Below are 15,091 nucleotides of genomic sequence, written 5' to 3'. Positions count from 1 at the left end.
CGGCCGGCTAGCGGCGCTCGATCTCGATGCCGTCGCGGCGCAGGTCCTCGATGATGCCGTCGACCAGCCTGGTGGCGACCGTACGGGCCAGGGTGCCGGTCTCGCGCAGCTCGCGCACGGCCGGGACCGGGTCCGGGTCGGCGAACAGCCGCTCGTCGGCGTAGTCCACCGGCCGCCCGGTCGGGTCGATCGTCCACCAGGACGCCTCCAGCGCGATCCCGTTGGGGTCGCTGAAGTAGATCGAGCGCAGGAAGCCGTGGTCGATCACGTCGGTGACCTCGCAGCCGTGCGCCTTGAGCCGCTCGCGCATGCGCAGCAGCGCGTCCTCGTCGGGCAGGTGCAGCGACAGGTGGTCGAACTGCGACGCCTTGGCGTACGGCACCCCGGCGGGCTTGGCGAAGCTGTCCAGCTCCTGGCCGGTGAACTCGAAGAACGCGATCGTGTTGCCGGTGCCGACCTCGAAGAAGTAGTGCCGGAACTGGTTCGGGACGTGGAGGGTGGTCACCAGGCGGGCGTCGAGCACCCCGTGCCAGAACCGCACGGTGGCGTCCATGTCGGCGGTGACCAGGGCGAGGTGGTGCACGCCTCGCCAGTGCACGGTGTCGGGATTCGCAGCCATGCCCTGACAGTACGCCTTTCAACTACCTTGTGCACCCCTATCGGGCGGCTGGTCAGTATACCAAGCGTACGCTAGGTTGGTGTAGTGGATCTCGACTTCACGCCCGCCGAGCGGGACTTCCGCGCCGAAGCGCGCGCCTGGCTGCGCGAGAACGTCCCGCCGCGTCCCCTGCCGTCCATGGACACCCCGGCCGGGTTCGAGGCGCACCGCGCCTGGGAGCGCCGCCTGGCCGCGGCCCGGCTGTCGGCGGTGTCCTGGCCCGAGGAGTACGGCGGGCGCGGCGCGAGCCTGGTGGAATGGCTGATCTTCGAGGAGGAGTACTGGGCGGCCGGCGCGCCCGGCCGGGTCTCCCAGAACGGGGTCTTCCTCCTCGCCCCCACCCTGTTCGCCTTCGGCACCCCCGATCAGCGGGCCCGGCTGCTGCCGCGCATGGCGGCGGCCGACGACATCTGGGCCCAGGCGTGGTCGGAACCCGAGGCGGGCAGCGACCTCGCCGCGCTCCGCTCCCGCGCCGTACGCGCCGAGGGCGGCTGGCGGCTGTACGGGCACAAGACCTGGAGCTCGCGCGCCGCGTACGCCGACTGGGCCTTCGGCCTGTTCCGCACCGACCCCGCCGCGCCCCGGCACCGCGGCCTGACCTACCTCATGTTCCCCCTCACCGGCGCCGACGGCGTCACCGTACGCCCGATCGCCCAGCTCGGCGGCGGGCACGGCTTCGCCGAGATCCTGCTCGACGGCCTGTACGTGCCCGACGACCTCGTGCTCGGCGCGCCCGGCGACGGCTGGCGGATCGCCATGGCCACCACGTCCTCCGAACGCGGCCTCACCCTGCGCAGCCCCGGCCGCTTCCTGGCCACCGCCGACCGCCTCGTCCGCCTCGCCCGGCACACCGGGGCCGACCCCGCCCTCGCCGACGAGGTCGCCCGCGCCTGGCTGGACGCCGAGGCGTACCGGCTGCACACCTTCGCCACCGCGCGGCGCATCGCCGCCGGCGAGGAGATCGGCCCGGCCGCCAGCATGGGCAAGGTCTTCTGGTCGGAGCTGGACGTCCGCATGCACCGGCTCGCGCAGCGGCTGCTCGGCGAGCGCGGCCTGCTGTCCGGGGCCGCCCCGGACGCGGCCGACGGGGGCCGGTGGCTGGACGGGTTCCTGTTCTCGCTGGCCGGCCCGATCTACGCGGGCACCAACGAGATCCAGCGCACCATCATCGCCGAGCGGGTGCTCGGCCTGCCCCGCTGAGCCGCCGGAGGGTCCCCGCGATGGACTTCGCCCTGACCGATGACCAGCTCGCGCTGGCCGCCACCGTACGCGAGGTGCTGCGCGCCCACTGCCCGCCCGAGGAGGTGCGCCACGGCCGCGACCGTCGCCCCGCCTGGGCCCGGCTCGCCGGGGTCGGCCTGTTCGCGGCGCTGGTCCCCGAGGAGCACGGCGGCCTCGGGCTGCGCCTCGCCGACACCGTGCCCGCCCTGGAGGAGACCGGCCGCGCCGCCATGCCCGGCCCCGTCGCCGAGACCGTCGCCGCCGCGCCCGCCCTGCTCGCCGGCGAGCCGGACTCGCTCGGCGGGCTCGCGAGCGGCAAGCTGCCGGTCAGCGTCCGCCTCGGCGAGCAGGTGTACATCCCGGACGCCGACCTCGCCGAGCTGCTGGTGGTGGAGTCGGGCGGACGGGCGTACGCGCTGCCGGCGGGCACGGGACTGACCCACCAGCCCGGCGTGGACCCCGTGCGCCGCCTGTTCTCGCTCGCCCCCTCGGCCCTGGACGCCGCCCGCCCCCTGCCCGGCGGCGATCCGCGGCTGGCGCTGCGCCGGGTCACCGTCGCCACCGCCGCCCAGCTCGTCGGCGCGGCCCGGCACCTGCTCGACACGACGGTGGCGTACGCGGGGACGCGCCGCCAGTTCGGCGCGCCCATCGGCTCGTTCCAGGCGGTCAAGCACCGGCTCGCCGACGTCGCCATCGCCGTCGAGTTCGCCGCCCCCCTCGTCTACCGGGCCGCCCTGTCGGTGGACGCCGCGCGCCCCACCGCCGACCGCGACGTCAGCGCCGCCAAGGCCGCCGCGGGCGAGGCCGCCGAGCAGGCCGCCCGCACCGCCCTCCAGGTGCACGGCGCCATCGGCTACACCGACGAGCTGGACCTGCGGCTGTGGCTGGCCCGCGTCTGGTCCCTCGCCGCCGCCTACGGGGGCACCGCTCCCCACCGCGCCCGGCTGCGCGAGTCGATCCTGTCGGACCCGGGCAGGTGGCCGTGAAGCTCGGCGTGCCCCTCGGCCTGCTCCACCCCGCCGCGTGGAAGGACGTGGCGGTGGCCGCCGACGAACTCGGCTACGAGTCGGTCTGGCTGCCCGAGCACCTGGTCTTCGCCACGGACCTCTCGCTGGCGGCCTACCCGTCCACCGGCAAGCCCGCCATCACCCCGCACACCCCCCTGTTCGACGCCCCCGCCTACCTGTGCTGGCTCGCCGCCCACACCACCAGGATCAAGCTCGGCACCGCCGTCTACCTCTTCGCCCTCCGCCACCCCTTCACCGCCGCCCGCGCCTTCGCCACCCTGGACACCCTCTCCGAGGGCCGCGCCCTGTGCGGCGTGGGCGCCGGCTGGTACGAGGCCGAATGGCGGGCCGCCGGCCTCGACTTCGCCACCAGGGGCCCCCGCCTGGACGAGGCCATCCAGATCGCCCGCCGCCTGTGGACCGAACCCGCCGTCGCCCACGAAGGCCGCTTCTACGCCTTCCCCGAGGTGGCCTTCGAGCCCAAGCCCGTCCAGCGCCCCCTCCCCGTCCTGGCCGGCGGCGACTCCCCGGCCGCCCTCCGCCGCGCCACCCGCCTGTGCGACGGCTGGATCAGCATGCCCCACACCCCCGACACGATCCGCCGCCCCCTGGCGACCCTCGCCCGCCTGAACCCGCCCCCCGGCTTCTCCATCACCGTCCACGCCTACGACGTCAAGACCCCCGCCGACCTGGCCCCCTGGACCGCCCTCGGCATCGACCGCCTGATCATCCGCCCCTGGCACGGCACCCGAGACGCCGTCTCCTCCCTGACCCGCTTCGCCGAAGCCCTCCCACCCCCATAGGCCGCTCCCGTAAGCCGCCCATGCCGATGCCATGCGGCCCTGGCCGCACGCCGCCCGGGACTGTTTCCGGCCAGGGAGGGGCGGCGGGCCCCACAAGCGCGGCACGGTCCCGCCCGACCGCTCGATAGCCACCCGTTAACATCCGAGACCCGCCTGGGCGGATGGGAGCGGCCCTGGGCATGCGCGCTGGGTTTGGGTGGTGCACCGTGCTGGGTGGTGCACCGTGCTGGGCAGCACGCTGCCCGAGCAGGGGACCGGCTCGGGCAAGGGTTGGGGTGCGGCACGTCCCCGCCCGACCGCCCGGCTGGTCCGGGGGACGTCTGGGCCCCCTGGGCGGGCGCACACGGCCCTCGGCAGCACACCGCGCCGGGCAGCATGCTGCCCGGGCAGGGGCCCGGCCCGAGCAGGGGCTGGCCCGAGGGAAGGGCGCCCCGGGCGTGGCCTGGGCGTGGCCCGGGGCCGTCGCCCGGCGCCACGGGCGCGGCAGCTTCCCGCCCGGCGCCACAGGCGCGGCACCTTCCCGCCCGGCCGGTCCCGGGCCGGCTCGTCAACATCGGGGTGCATTGGGGCGCATCGGACCCCGCCCGTGCATCCGCCCGAGCGGGGGCCCGGATGTGCAGGCAGCCGGTCAGGCGGATGCGGCACTCAGGCATGAGGGCATGCCCTTCTCGCCGAACAGCCGCAGGCAGGTGCCCACCGCGCCATGGCGAGCGCACGCCGACATCCCGGCGATCAGCCGCACGGCCCGCCGGCGTCACACCCGCCAACGCCGTGCAGAGAGGTGGACGCCCGTATGGCGCCTCTGGACGGCGGCGCGGGCGTGACGGCGGGGGTCGGAGGGCTCACGCCCCGCGTTAGGGGCGGCGGTTCGAGGAGGTGGTGGCCGGGGCGTGGGTGCCGAACCAGTCGAACTCGATGGGGCCCGTGGAGTCGAGCCATTCCAGGAGGTCGTCGGGGTCCGGGCGGCGCGGGAGGGTGGCCGTCACGGGGGCCGCGTGCGCGGGGACGTGGGCCCGGCTCGTGGGGGTGGCGGTCTGGTGGCCGGGCGGGCGGTGGCGGCGGCCCCGGAGCTGGGTGTCCGCGAAGGGCTGCGACGGGGCCGAGCGCGGGCGGGGGACGCCGCCGGCCGCGGCACCCCGAGGGCCGGTGGGCATGGGCCGGTGGCGGCGGCCCCGCGGTACCAGGTCCGGGGTGAAGGTCGTGCTCTCCTCCACGGCGCACTCCCTGCGACGCCGTCCGCGGTACGCCGTGCGCTCGCCCGCCCACGGATCGGCGAAGCCGGGCACCGGGCCGTCCGGGGTGCGCTCGCCCGCCCACGGCTCGCTGAAGCGGGGCGCCGGGCCGTCGGGGGTGGATGGTGACCGGTCGGCGGGCCAGGGCTCGGTGGTGCCGGGGAGCGGGGTGTCCGGGATGGACGTCGTGAAGGCGGGGGAGGGCGTGTTCGGCGGGGCCGTGTCGGTGACCGCGGTTCCGGGTGCGGCGGTGGCCGGGACCGGGGTCGTGGCGGGCGGGTGCGTGGCCGCGGCGGCGGCCAGGGCCGGGGTCGCCGGGACGCTCTGGAGGGTCTGGGGCGCCGCGACCGTCTGGAGGGCCGGGCTGGTCGTGAGGGTGGTCTGTCCGGCGAGGGTCTGTGTGGTGAGGGTCTGTGTGGCGAGGGTCTGTGTGGTGAGGGTCGTCGTGGTGGCCGTCTGGCGGGGCTTCTTGCCGGTGGCGCGGCGCTTGCCGCGCTTGCGGCCCCGTTCGGGGGCGGGGGCGGTGCCGGCGGTGGCCAGGGCCGGGCGGAGGCGCATGCGGCGGGCCTTGGCGTGGGCCAGGACGGCGACGGCGGCCAGGAGCGCGGGGGCGAGGAGGGCGGGGGTGCTCAGCTCGGGGGCGGAGATCGGGAGTGGCTGGGTGGCCGAGAGCGGGACGCCCGTCAGGGTGCTGGTCTCGTGTCCGCCGGGGCGGGCGACGGCCTTGTCCCCGTGGGGGATCGTCGCGGACGGCGCGGCGGGGGCCGTGGTGGCGGGGGTGGGCGCCGGCGCGGCGGTGGGACGCGGGGTCAGCGCCTGCTGGGCCTGTCGCGCCTCCTGCGCGGCCACGTCGGTCTGCCTGGCCTGGTCGCCCCGCGTGGTCTGGTCATTCCGCGTGGCCTGGTCATTCCGCGTGGCCTGGTCGCCTTGCGTGGCCTGGTCTGCCTGGCCGGATCGGGTGGACTCGCCGGGCTGGGCGGAGTCGCCGGTCTGGCCGGGTACGCCGAGGTGGCCATGTAGGCCGGGCATGCCGGTCTGGCTCGGCCTGTCGGTCTGGCCGGGGACGCCGGTCTGGCTGGGTGCGCCTAGGTGGCCGTGTATGCCCGTCTGGCTGGGCGCGCCGGTCGGGCCGGGCTCGCCCCTCCCGGGGGTCTGGTCGGCGTTCGGGGTGGTGGGGAGCGTTGTGGGGACGGCGCTTCTGCCCGCCTCGGCGGAGGGCTGCTCTGGGCGCGCCGGCGCGGTCGGACGCGCGTCGGTGGCGACGGGTGCGCTGAACGGGCCCGGCATGAGGATGTCGCCGGTGCCCGGGCGGGCGTCGCGGAGCTCCTGCTTGCGCTCCAGCTTGGCCTTGACCTCTTCGGGGTAGCCGTAGCCCACGACCTTGCTCTGGTCGCGCTCCTTGCGCTTGGCCACGCCGCCGTCGATGTTGCCCTCGATCGTGATGATCTTGTCGCCGCGGACGTCCACGACCACGCCCACGTGGTCGATGCCGCGTACGGTGCCGCTGCCGCTCCAGTCGAAGAAGACCAGGGCGCCCGGCTTGGGCTCCTTGCCCCACGCGTCGTGCTTCCGGAACCAGCGCGCGTGCGCGACGGTCCAGGCGAACTGTCCGATCCAGTCCTCGTAGCCCAGCTTCTTGGCGGCCCAGGAGATGTACATGTCGCACCAGGGCTGCGTGGAGTAGTCGGCGTCGGACTCGACGCTGTTGTACCACTCGCCGAACTTGGTGTAACCGTTGCCCTTCTCGGTGTAGCCGAGGTGTTCTTCGAGGAGCTTGATGAACTTTTCGATCTCTGGGCTCATGGACTTCCGGGTCAGGCAGTAGTTCCGTGACGAAAAGAAACTACTGGGACGAATCGCTAGGTCAAGCCCCTGCCAAGGACGCGTCAAGCGACCGATCCGTCACGGGCCGGGACGAGGGCCTGGTAGCCGATGTCATGCTTCGTCCGGAGGTGTCGGGAAAGGAGGAAAAAGATCTACCTAGGATGAGGTGTAGGACTCTGTGGTGGGGTAGCTCACGGCGCCCGAATGCGGTTCGGTAGAACTTGTTCTACTAAACTGTGGCCGTGACCTTCGACCTCGCCTTCACCGAGGACGCGGACGCCGAGTCCCGCCTTGAGGCCCTCGCCGCGCTGACCCGGCAGACCCGCGAGCTCATGGACGCCGTCGCGCTCACCGCGGCGCCCGAGGGCGAGCTGGCCGAGATCGCCGGGGAGCTGGCGGTGCTGACCGAGCGGCTGCGGGCCGTCAGCAGGCAGAGCACCCACCCCTTCCACATCGGCTCCGACGGTACGCTGCGGCACGTCGGCAACGCCGTGATCGGCTCGGGCAACCCGTTCGCCCTGCCGCTCGTCATCGAGCCCGACCCGTCGACCGGAGAGGGCGGGGTCCGGGCGGACGTGACCTTCCGCCCGATCCACGAGGGCCCGCCCGGCAGCGTGCACGGCGGGGTCAGCGCGCTGATCATGGACCATTTGCTCGGCCACGCCGCGGCCCTGGCCGGGCGCGGCGGGTTCACCGGCACGCTCACCCTCCGGTACGTACGCCGCGTCCCGTACGGCGAGCCGCTGGCCGCCACCGCCGCCGTCGCGCGTACGGAGGGGCGCAAGACCTGGGTCGAGGGCCGGATCGCCGACCAGGCCGGCACGGTGCTGGTCGAGGCCACCGGCCTGTTCATCACCCCCACCCAGTGGCCCCCGATGCGCGACGCGCCCTCTGTCGCGGGCTGAGCGGGAGCGGGCTCCAGCCGTCAGTAGCCCGCGCCGGTCAGCATCCCGCCGTCCACGGTGAACTCGCCGCCGGTGCAGTAGCTCGCCCGGTCGGAGGCCAGGAACGCCACCACGTGCGAGACCTCGACCGGCTCGGCGAAGCGCCTGATCGGCATCGCGCGCAGGAACGCCGCGCCGTCGATCTCGGCCGCCAGTTCCGGCGCGGCCACCATGGGCGTGTTGATCGCGCCCGGGTGCACCGAGTTGACCCGGATGCCGAACCTGGCCAGCTCGCGCGCGGCGGCCTTGGTCACGCCGCGTACGGCGAACTTGGAGGCGGAGTACGCCGACAGCCCCTCCGCGCCGATGAACCCCTCCACCGAGGAGATGTTCACGATCGCGCCCCCGCCCGCGGCCTTCATCGGCTCGATCACCGACTTGACCCCGAGCCAGGTGCCGGTCAGGTTGACCCCGACGACCTCCTCGAACTCCGCCAGGTCCATCTCGGCGATGCGGCGGAAGCGCAGGATGCCGGCGTTGTTGACCAGCACGTCCAGCCGCCCGTACGCGTCCACGGCGGCACCGGTGGCCGCGGCCCACTCCGCGGGGCTGCGCACGTCGTGCCGGACGAACGTGGCGCCGGTCTCGGCCGCCAGCGCCTTGCCCTCCTCCTCCAGCACGTCGCCGAACACGACCCGCGCCCCCTCCGCCAGGAACCGCCGCACGTGCGCGGCGCCCATCCCGCGCGCACCCCCGCTGATCAGCGCGACCTTGCCGTCCAGAATGCCCATCGCCCGCCTCTACCTCCGTCCGGCCGCTCTGCCCGCCGCGACGGCCGCCGCCGCGGCCTCCATGGACCCGTACACCGGGACGCCCGCCCCGGTCACGATCGCCCGCACCTCGGCCACGACGCCGGGCGGGGCGCACTCGCCGTTCCTGGTCACCAGCGTGATCCGGGTCGCAGGCAACGCCGCCTGCGCCGCCGCCAGGTGCCGCGCGTACGCCAGCAGCGGCTCGGCCCCGTCCCCGTAGGTGAAGAAGCTCTGCGCGTTGACGTGCGCCACCACATCCGCGTACGCCCCGTGGGGCACGATCGCGCGGATCGCGGCGGCGGCCAGGTCGGGGCGGGAGCGCGGGCCCACGGGCGCCTCCAGCGGGTTGGCCGCGGAGGTCCCGGCGCCGAGCCCGAGCCCCGCTTCGCGCAGGGCCTCGGCGGCCGGGGCGGGCAGCGGCGCGAGCAGCAGGCCCACGGCGTCGAAGGCGTCGGCCGCGAGCACGCTCGCCCCGCCGCTCGGCCCGATCACCAGCACGCCGGCGTCCGGATCGCCGCCGCCCAGCCGGCCCCGGTGGCACTGCAGGAACAGCAGCGCGCCGATCAGGTCGTCCTGGGAGGCGACCAGCGCGGCCCCGGCCTGCGCGGCGACGGCCTGCCAGACGCGGGCGTCGCTGACCAGGCCGCCGGTGTGCGAGGCGGCGGCCCGGCGTCCCTGCGCGCTCCGGCCGCCGGCGAGCAGGACGGCCGGCAGCACGCCGCGTACGGACATCAGGGCCTCGAACAGCGCGCGCCCGGCCCGCGGGTCCTCCAGGTACAGGCCCACGGCGGAGGTGTGCGGGTCGCCGGCCAGCCAGCGCAGCAGCTCGGCGGGGGTGACGTCGGCGGCGTTGCCCACCGTGACCACGCGGCCGAACGCCAGGCCCCGGTGCTCGCCGACCCTGACGACCTCCCCGGCCAGCCCGCCGCTCTGCGAGATCAGCGCGATGCCGCCCTCGGGGCCGAGCCCGCCGCCGACGAACGTCTGCCGGCCGCGCGGGCAGTAGACGCCCATGCAGTTGGGGCCGAGCAGCCGGGAGCCCGCGGCGCGGGCGGCCTCGGCCAGCCGGGCCTCCAGATCGGCGCGCCCGGCCTCGGCGAAGCCGCCGCTCATCACCTGGACGAACGGCGTGCCGGCGGCCTCGCGCACCACCTCGGCGCAGCGCTCGGCGGGCACCGCGACCAACGCGTAGTCGGCCTCCGCCGCCGCCAGTGACGGCACGCACGGCACCCCGGCGATCTCGGCCGCGCCGGGGTGCACCGCGACCAGCGGCACCCCGGTCTCCTTGTAGAACTCCAGGAACATCGTGCCGAAGTTGGACCTGCCCGCCGACGCCCCCACCACCGCCACCTTGCGCGGCTCGAACAGCCGCAGGAAGTCGGTCGCGCGGCCGGGAACGGGTGCGGTGGGCGGGGCGGTCTGGCCGGGGACGTGCCGGACGTCCACCGCGACCGCGCCGTCCGGCGTGGCGATGACCGGGTTCAGCTCGAACTCGCCCAGGTCGAGCCGCTGCCACAGCCCGCCGGGCCCGGCGAGCGCGACCAGCAGCGCGGCCAGGGCGTCCAGGTCGGCGGGCGGGGCGCCCCGGTGGCCGCGCAGCAGCGGCGCGGCCCGCAGCTCGGCCAGCATGGCGCGGGCGTCGTCCTCGCCGATCGGGCACAGCCGCAGCGCCGTGTCGCGCAGCACCTCGGCCCACACGCCGCCGAGCCCGGCCAGCACCATCGGCCCGAAGCCGGGGTCGCGCACCAGGCCCATGATCAGCTCGACGCCCGGCGCGGCCTGCTCCTCCACCAGGAACCCGCCGGGGACCACGCCCCGGGCGGCCAGCCGCCCGTCCATCTCGCGCGCCGCCGCACCGGCCGCGGCGGCGTCCGGCAGGCCGAGGCGTACGGCGCCCGCGTCCGACTTGTGCAGCAGCCCCGGCCCGTACGCCTTGACGACCAGGGGCGGGCGCAGGCCCGAGGCGGCCTTCTCGACCGAGTCGGCGTCCGGCACGGCGGCGCCGGGCGGCACCGGGACGCCGGCGTCCCGGAGGAGCTCCTTGAGCTCCGGCAGGCCGCCGTTCATGCGGGCATGACGTGCTGGTAGGCGTCGCGGATCGCGCGGCGCAGCAGCTTGCCGGGGCCGCCGCTGGCGTCCTGGGTGTGCGGCAGCTCGGCGGCGACCACCACGTGGTCGGGGCGCTGGTGCGGGGGCAGCGTCTCGGCCAGGGCGGCGGCGATCTTCTCCGGGTCGAGCGACTGCCCGGCGCGCGGTGTGACCGCGAGCAGGATGCGCTGCTCGGCCGCCTCGCGCCCCTCCTCGTGCGCGGGCACGCCCACCGCGCCCGCCTCCGCCACGCCGTCCAGCGCCATGGCCGCCTCCTCCACGGCCGCGGGCTGGGACCAGGCGCCGGACTTCAGGATCGCGTCCTCGCGGCGGCCGAGCACGGTCAGGTTGCCGTGCTCGTCCAGCATGCCCAGGTCGCCGCCGACGTACCAGCCGTCGCGCAGCACCTCGGCGGTGCGCTCGGGCAGCCCGTCGTAGCCGGCCATCCGGTGCGGCCCGGCGAGGTTGATCTCGCCGGCCCGGCCCACGACGCGGCGGCCGGCCGGGTCGGTGATCCGCACCGCGCAGGAGGTGCGGGCCACGCCGGAGGAGCCGAGCGGGGTGCTGCCGTCGTCCACGCGGCCGAAGCAGGTGTACGGCGCCTCGGTCTGCCCGTAGTAGCAGTAGACGCCGGCGTCGGGCAGGCGCTCCTTCATCCGGGCCAGCAGCGCGCCCGGCAGCGGCTCGCCGCCCAGCATGATCACCCGCAGCGAGGACAGGTCCACGCCCACGTGGTCGTCGGAGCCGAGCAGCGCCGCGTAGAAGGACGGGATCTGCGAGACGTGGGTGACCCGCTCGCGCGGGACGACCCGCAGGAAGTTGGCCGGGCCCCAGTCCTGCTCCAGGACCAGCCGCATGCCGGCGTACAGGGCCGGGCCGACCAGGGCGGGGAAGCCGATGCCCCAGATGATCGCCCCGGTGCCGAGCACGCTGCCGGGGCCGCGCGGCACGTCCAGCCAGATCTGCGCGGTCGCCAGCGCGCCGGCGTGGGTGTGCACGACGGCCTTGGGCAGGCCGGTGGTGCCGGAGGTGTAGTACAGCGCGAGCGGGTCGTCGCCGAAGGCGCCGGGCTCGGGCTCCTCCTCGCTCGCGGCGGCGGTGAGCGCGTCGAGATCGACGGCGTCCGCGCCGGGCCCGCCCACCTTGATCCACGTCGTCACGCCGGGCAGCCCGGGGCGGATGCGGGCGACCGCGTCCTCCACGGTGGAGTCGTACACGAAGGCGGCGCACCCCGAGCGCTCGACCACCGCCCGCAGCGTCTCCACCGGCCAGTACGGGTTCAGCGCCGCGGTCACCGCCCCCAGCTTGGCCTGGGCGAGGTACATCTCGGCGACGTGCAGCGTCTCGTTCAGCAGCGCCGCCACCCGCGTGCCCGGCCCGACGCCCGCCTCGCGCAGCGCGTGCACCCGGCGGTTCACCGCCCGGTTCAGCCCGTCGTAGGTGAAGCCGCGCTCGCCGCAGTAGGTCAGCGCCACGGCGTCGGGCGTGCGCAGGGCGTTGGAGGTGAGGATCGCGTAGGCGTAGTTGCCGTAGGGGGATGGCACCGGAACCTCCAGGGTCAGACGGGCGAGTAGAGCACGAACACGTTCCCCGAGGGGTCGCGCAGCACGGCCCGGACCTCGTGCGGGCCGGTCTCCGGCGCCCGCACCACCTCCGCGCCGGCCGCAGTGAGCGCGTCCAGCGTCGCGGCGACGTCCCCCACCTTGTACGACGGCGCGGTCACCGCCCCCGCGACCTGCTCCTCCCGCGTCACCAGCGCGACCGTGACGCCGCCGCCGTCCAGGGCGGCGAACCGGTCGCCGTCGCGGAATCGCACCGCCAGCCCGAGCGCCCCGGAGTAGAAGGCCACCGCCCCCTCCATGTCGGCGACGGGAACGAGCACGTTCCCCAGCCTCCCGGCCCCATCGGTCACAACGGCCTCCACTGCGGCAGGTCGGGCAGGTCGTCCTCGAAGGTCACGCGGACCGGCATCCCGATCCGGACCCGCTCCGGCGGGCACCCGGTCACCCGGCCGAACGCGCGCACGCCCTCGGGCAGGTCGATCCAGGCCAGCACGTACGGCTCCCGCCCGCGGAACTCGGGCGCGAACGAGCGGTGCACCACCGTGAACGTGTGCACCTGCCCGGCCCCCGAGACCGGCGCGAAGGGCAGCTCGCCGCCGCCGCACCACGGGCACTCCGGCTCGGGCGGATGGACCCGGCGCCCGCATCCGGCGCAGCGTTGCACCACCAGCTCACCGCGCGCGCAGGCGGCCAGGTAGGGGCCGCTCAGGTCATCGTCGCCCATCCCTCGCCAAGCTAGCGCACGCTTGGTTAGCGGGCAAGGGCCCGGGGAACGGCGGGCGAGGGCCCGGAGCATGGGGCACGGGGCCCGCGTGGCGGGCGCGCTCTCAGCGGGAGGCCGCGCGCTCGGCGAAGGTCTCGGGGTCCCCGGACGTGTCGGCGGGAGGCTCCGCGGTGTCCGGCATCGATTCCGGCTGTGCGTCCGGCTGTGTCTCGGACTGCGAGTCCGGCGCCGTCACGGGCGGGGTCTGCGCGGTGTGCGTCTGCTCCGCCGACGGCGCCGGGGCCGGGCAGGACGGCCCCTCCACGACCGCCTCGCTGACCTGGGGCCCGTTGGCCGCGGTCAGGCTGGTGCTGACCAGGATGCCGAGGTGCGCCCGGTGGCCGCAGGCGGGCCGCGCGGCCTCGCGGGAGACCTTCACCGTGTACGTCGTGCGCCCGCGCAGCTCGCGGGTCTCGATGTCCAGCGTCCTGGCGGGGCCGTCGTCATCGCGCCGGGTGTAGGTGACGGTCAGGCGGACGGGGCCCCGGCCGGACGCCCGTACCCGGATGGACCCGGAGGACCCGTTCCAGGACAGCACCCGCAGCTCGCTCACCGACGGGGCCGAGCACGGCACCCCCCGCACCTGCGTGGTGCTGGTCACGGTGCCGCCGGGGACCGTGGTCACGGTCAGACGCCGGTAGACGCGGGTGCCGCACGCCGGGGCGTTGAACGCGTGGGTCAGTACCCGGGAGTACCGGGTCGCGCCGGTCAGCGTGAACGTCTGCGGTGCTGTGGCGACCAGGCGGTCCGGGCTGGGGCCCTCGGCGAACGTCGCCGTCACGGTGACCGTCGCCGCGGCCGGGGCGTGCAGGGTGAGCGTGCCGCGCCCGCCGTCGAAGGAGGAGATCTTGGGGCCGCTCACCCCCTGCCCCGCCGCGGGCGCCGTGGTGGCCGCGGTGCCGGTGGCCGAGACGGTCGGGGTCGGGCGGGTGCCGGCGCTGGTGGGCGTGACGGCGCCGCGCGAGGGTCTGCCCGGCCGGTCCTGGGGGGTGGTGCGCTCGCCCTCGGCGGAGCCGCGCGGCTCGCGGGGTGGCGTGGCCAGGAAGGTGTCCGGACGGCCGTCGTCGCCGCGGTCGGTGTTGAGGACGACCGCGGCGACCGCGAGCGCGGCCAGGGTCGCGATCACCGCGAACCGGGGCTTGGGCGCGTACCGGGCGCCGCGCAGGCGCCTGCTCCTGCGGCCGATCCGCCCGAGGGCCGCGCGTGCGGCGCGCCTGCCCCGCCCCGCGCGCTCGCGGGCCGCGGCCATGGCCGTGGTCCGGCCGCCCGGGGGCGTGGTGTTGGCCAGGGGGAAGCGCAGCGCCAGCGGGGTGGCCAGCTCGGCGAGGTGGCGCCGGCCGCGCTTTTCCCAGTCGTTCCCGTACGCCGCCCGCGCCGCCTCGTCCACCATGGCGACGAAGCCCCGGGCGTCCACCTCGCGCCCGCGCTCGGCCCCGTGCCTGCCGGTCTCCCTGGTCCACAGGCCGAGCCCGGTGGCCACCAGGCCGCGCACCGAGCTGGGCACGCTGCCGGTCACATCGCCCTCGCGCGGCGGGCTGCCGGTGACGCACTCGACGAACACGCAGGTCGCGGCGTACAGGTCGGCGGCGGTGTCGCTGAGCCGCACGCCCTCGGGCAGCGCGTACGGCGGCGGCCCCCCGGGCAGCGCGAGCCCGAAGTCGGCGATCTTGGTGCCGCCGTCGGCCTGGACCAGCACGTTCTCCGGCTTGTACGCCCGGTGCGCGATGCCCACGTCGTGCGCGGCGGCCAGCCCGAGCAGCGAGCCCTTCAGCAGGGCGAGCGCCGCCTCGACGCTGGTCTTGCCCCGCTCGTCCAGGATCGCCCGCAGCGACACCCCGTCCACCAGCTCCACGACCAGCGCGGCGCTCGTGGGCGTCTCGACGTACTCGTGCAACCGCACGACATGGGGGTTCTCCAGCTCCACGAGGTGGCGGGCCTCGTCGCGGAAGCGCGCCAGGAACTCCGGGTCGGCCCACAGCAGCGGCCGCAGATAGCGGATCGCGACGTACGCGCCCGTGGCCGCGTAGGTCGCCAGCACCACGCGTCCCGCGCTTCCCGTGCCGAGCTGACGAACTTCGTGGTATCCCGGAACCATCCCGCCCCCATGGAGTGCCGTCAACTCATCGACGGTCTCACCCGGGGAACCGGTTGTCACGAAACACGATATTTCGCTAACCGTCGCCCAAATATGGCGTAAAGGTGAGACCCATTCCGGGCCGGCGATAACGGGCTATACC

At 75.7% G+C, this 15,091-nt stretch carries 12 protein-coding genes; 4 read left to right on the top strand and 8 right to left on the bottom strand.

The annotated features are described in order from the left end of the window. Positions 1 to 7 precede the first annotated feature (7 nt). Positions 8 to 619 (bottom strand): VOC family protein, encoded by a 612-nt coding sequence (locus tag HNP84_RS14675; RefSeq protein WP_185050208.1) that lies wholly within the window; start codon positions 617 to 619, stop codon positions 8 to 10. Between the two features lie 84 nt (positions 620 to 703). On the opposite strand from HNP84_RS14675, the gene HNP84_RS14670 reads away from it, so the two are divergent. The 3 genes from HNP84_RS14670 to HNP84_RS14660 are packed head-to-tail and all read left to right on the top strand — an operon-like array spanning position 704 to position 3,689. Continuing rightward, positions 704 to 1,858: an acyl-CoA dehydrogenase family protein gene (locus tag HNP84_RS14670; RefSeq protein WP_185050207.1), complete on the top strand. Its 1,155-nt coding sequence runs from the start codon at positions 704 to 706 to the stop codon at positions 1,856 to 1,858. Positions 1,859 to 1,878: 20 nt separating this feature from the next. Beyond that, positions 1,879 to 2,865, top strand: a complete 987-nt coding sequence (locus HNP84_RS14665; protein ID WP_185050206.1) for an acyl-CoA dehydrogenase family protein — start codon at positions 1,879 to 1,881, stop codon at positions 2,863 to 2,865. Beyond that, complete coding sequence (locus HNP84_RS14660; RefSeq protein ID WP_185050299.1) at positions 2,862 to 3,689, top strand: TIGR03619 family F420-dependent LLM class oxidoreductase; 828 nt, start codon at positions 2,862 to 2,864, stop codon at positions 3,687 to 3,689. Before HNP84_RS14665 ends, HNP84_RS14660 begins: the two co-directional genes overlap by 4 nt. 854 nt (positions 3,690 to 4,543) lie before the next feature. On the opposite strand, the gene HNP84_RS54965 is transcribed toward HNP84_RS14660, so the two are convergent. Continuing rightward, positions 4,544 to 6,724: a CHAP domain-containing protein gene (locus tag HNP84_RS54965; RefSeq protein ID WP_185050205.1), complete on the bottom strand. Its 2,181-nt coding sequence runs from the start codon at positions 6,722 to 6,724 to the stop codon at positions 4,544 to 4,546. Positions 6,725 to 6,987: 263 nt separating this feature from the next. Here HNP84_RS54965 and HNP84_RS54960 point away from each other — a divergent pair, with 263 nt between their 5' ends. Continuing rightward, positions 6,988 to 7,650, top strand: a complete 663-nt coding sequence (locus HNP84_RS54960) for a PaaI family thioesterase (RefSeq protein ID WP_185050204.1) — start codon at positions 6,988 to 6,990, stop codon at positions 7,648 to 7,650. A 20-nt stretch (positions 7,651 to 7,670) separates the two neighbouring features. On the opposite strand, the gene HNP84_RS14645 is transcribed toward HNP84_RS54960, so the two are convergent. From HNP84_RS14645 to HNP84_RS14620, 6 genes are all read right to left on the bottom strand, one after another. Continuing rightward, positions 7,671 to 8,420 (bottom strand): glucose 1-dehydrogenase, encoded by a 750-nt coding sequence (locus HNP84_RS14645; RefSeq protein WP_185050203.1) that lies wholly within the window; start codon positions 8,418 to 8,420, stop codon positions 7,671 to 7,673. A gap of 9 nt (positions 8,421 to 8,429) precedes the next feature. Then, positions 8,430 to 10,508 carry an acetate--CoA ligase family protein gene (locus tag HNP84_RS14640; RefSeq protein WP_185050202.1) on the bottom strand — a complete coding sequence of 693 codons (2,079 nt, stop codon included), beginning with the start codon at positions 10,506 to 10,508 and terminating at the stop codon, positions 8,430 to 8,432. Then, positions 10,505 to 12,073 (bottom strand): class I adenylate-forming enzyme family protein, encoded by a 1,569-nt coding sequence (locus HNP84_RS14635; RefSeq protein WP_312924796.1) that lies wholly within the window; start codon positions 12,071 to 12,073, stop codon positions 10,505 to 10,507. The genes HNP84_RS14640 and HNP84_RS14635 overlap by 4 nt, the downstream gene beginning before the upstream one ends. A gap of 14 nt (positions 12,074 to 12,087) precedes the next feature. Then, the gene (locus tag HNP84_RS14630) at positions 12,088 to 12,411 is read right to left on the bottom strand and encodes a VOC family protein (protein ID WP_312924794.1); all 324 of its coding nucleotides are present in this window, start codon (positions 12,409 to 12,411) and stop codon (positions 12,088 to 12,090) included. A 26-nt stretch (positions 12,412 to 12,437) separates the two neighbouring features. Then, a complete protein-coding gene (locus HNP84_RS14625; RefSeq protein ID WP_185050201.1) occupies positions 12,438 to 12,815 on the bottom strand; it encodes a Zn-ribbon domain-containing OB-fold protein in 378 nt (125 codons plus the stop codon). Positions 12,816 to 12,918: 103 nt separating this feature from the next. Continuing rightward, positions 12,919 to 14,949, bottom strand: a complete 2,031-nt coding sequence (locus tag HNP84_RS14620; RefSeq protein WP_185050200.1) for a protein kinase domain-containing protein — start codon at positions 14,947 to 14,949, stop codon at positions 12,919 to 12,921. Positions 14,950 to 15,091: the final 142 nt, after the last annotated feature.

It is taken from the genome of Thermocatellispora tengchongensis, assembly GCF_014202315.1.
Classification (GTDB): domain Bacteria; phylum Actinomycetota; class Actinomycetes; order Streptosporangiales; family Streptosporangiaceae; genus Thermocatellispora; species Thermocatellispora tengchongensis.
Note: the sequence above shows the minus strand (reverse complement) of the source record. Positions and strands in the feature narration are given on the sequence as shown.

Coding starts and splice junctions, on each gene's coding strand:
- HNP84_RS14640 (WP_185050202.1), bottom strand. CDS start 10,508: ATGAACGGCGGCCTGCCGGAGCTCAAGGAGCTCCTCCGGGACGCCGGC.
- HNP84_RS14645 (WP_185050203.1), bottom strand. CDS start 8,420: ATGGGCATTCTGGACGGCAAGGTCGCGCTGATCAGCGGGGGTGCGCGC.
- HNP84_RS14620 (WP_185050200.1), bottom strand. CDS start 14,949: ATGGTTCCGGGATACCACGAAGTTCGTCAGCTCGGCACGGGAAGCGCG.
- HNP84_RS54965 (WP_185050205.1), bottom strand. CDS start 6,724: ATGAGCCCAGAGATCGAAAAGTTCATCAAGCTCCTCGAAGAACACCTC.
- HNP84_RS14665 (WP_185050206.1), top strand. CDS start 1,879: ATGGACTTCGCCCTGACCGATGACCAGCTCGCGCTGGCCGCCACCGTA.
- HNP84_RS14625 (WP_185050201.1), bottom strand. CDS start 12,815: ATGGGCGACGATGACCTGAGCGGCCCCTACCTGGCCGCCTGCGCGCGC.
- HNP84_RS14675 (WP_185050208.1), bottom strand. CDS start 619: ATGGCTGCGAATCCCGACACCGTGCACTGGCGAGGCGTGCACCACCTC.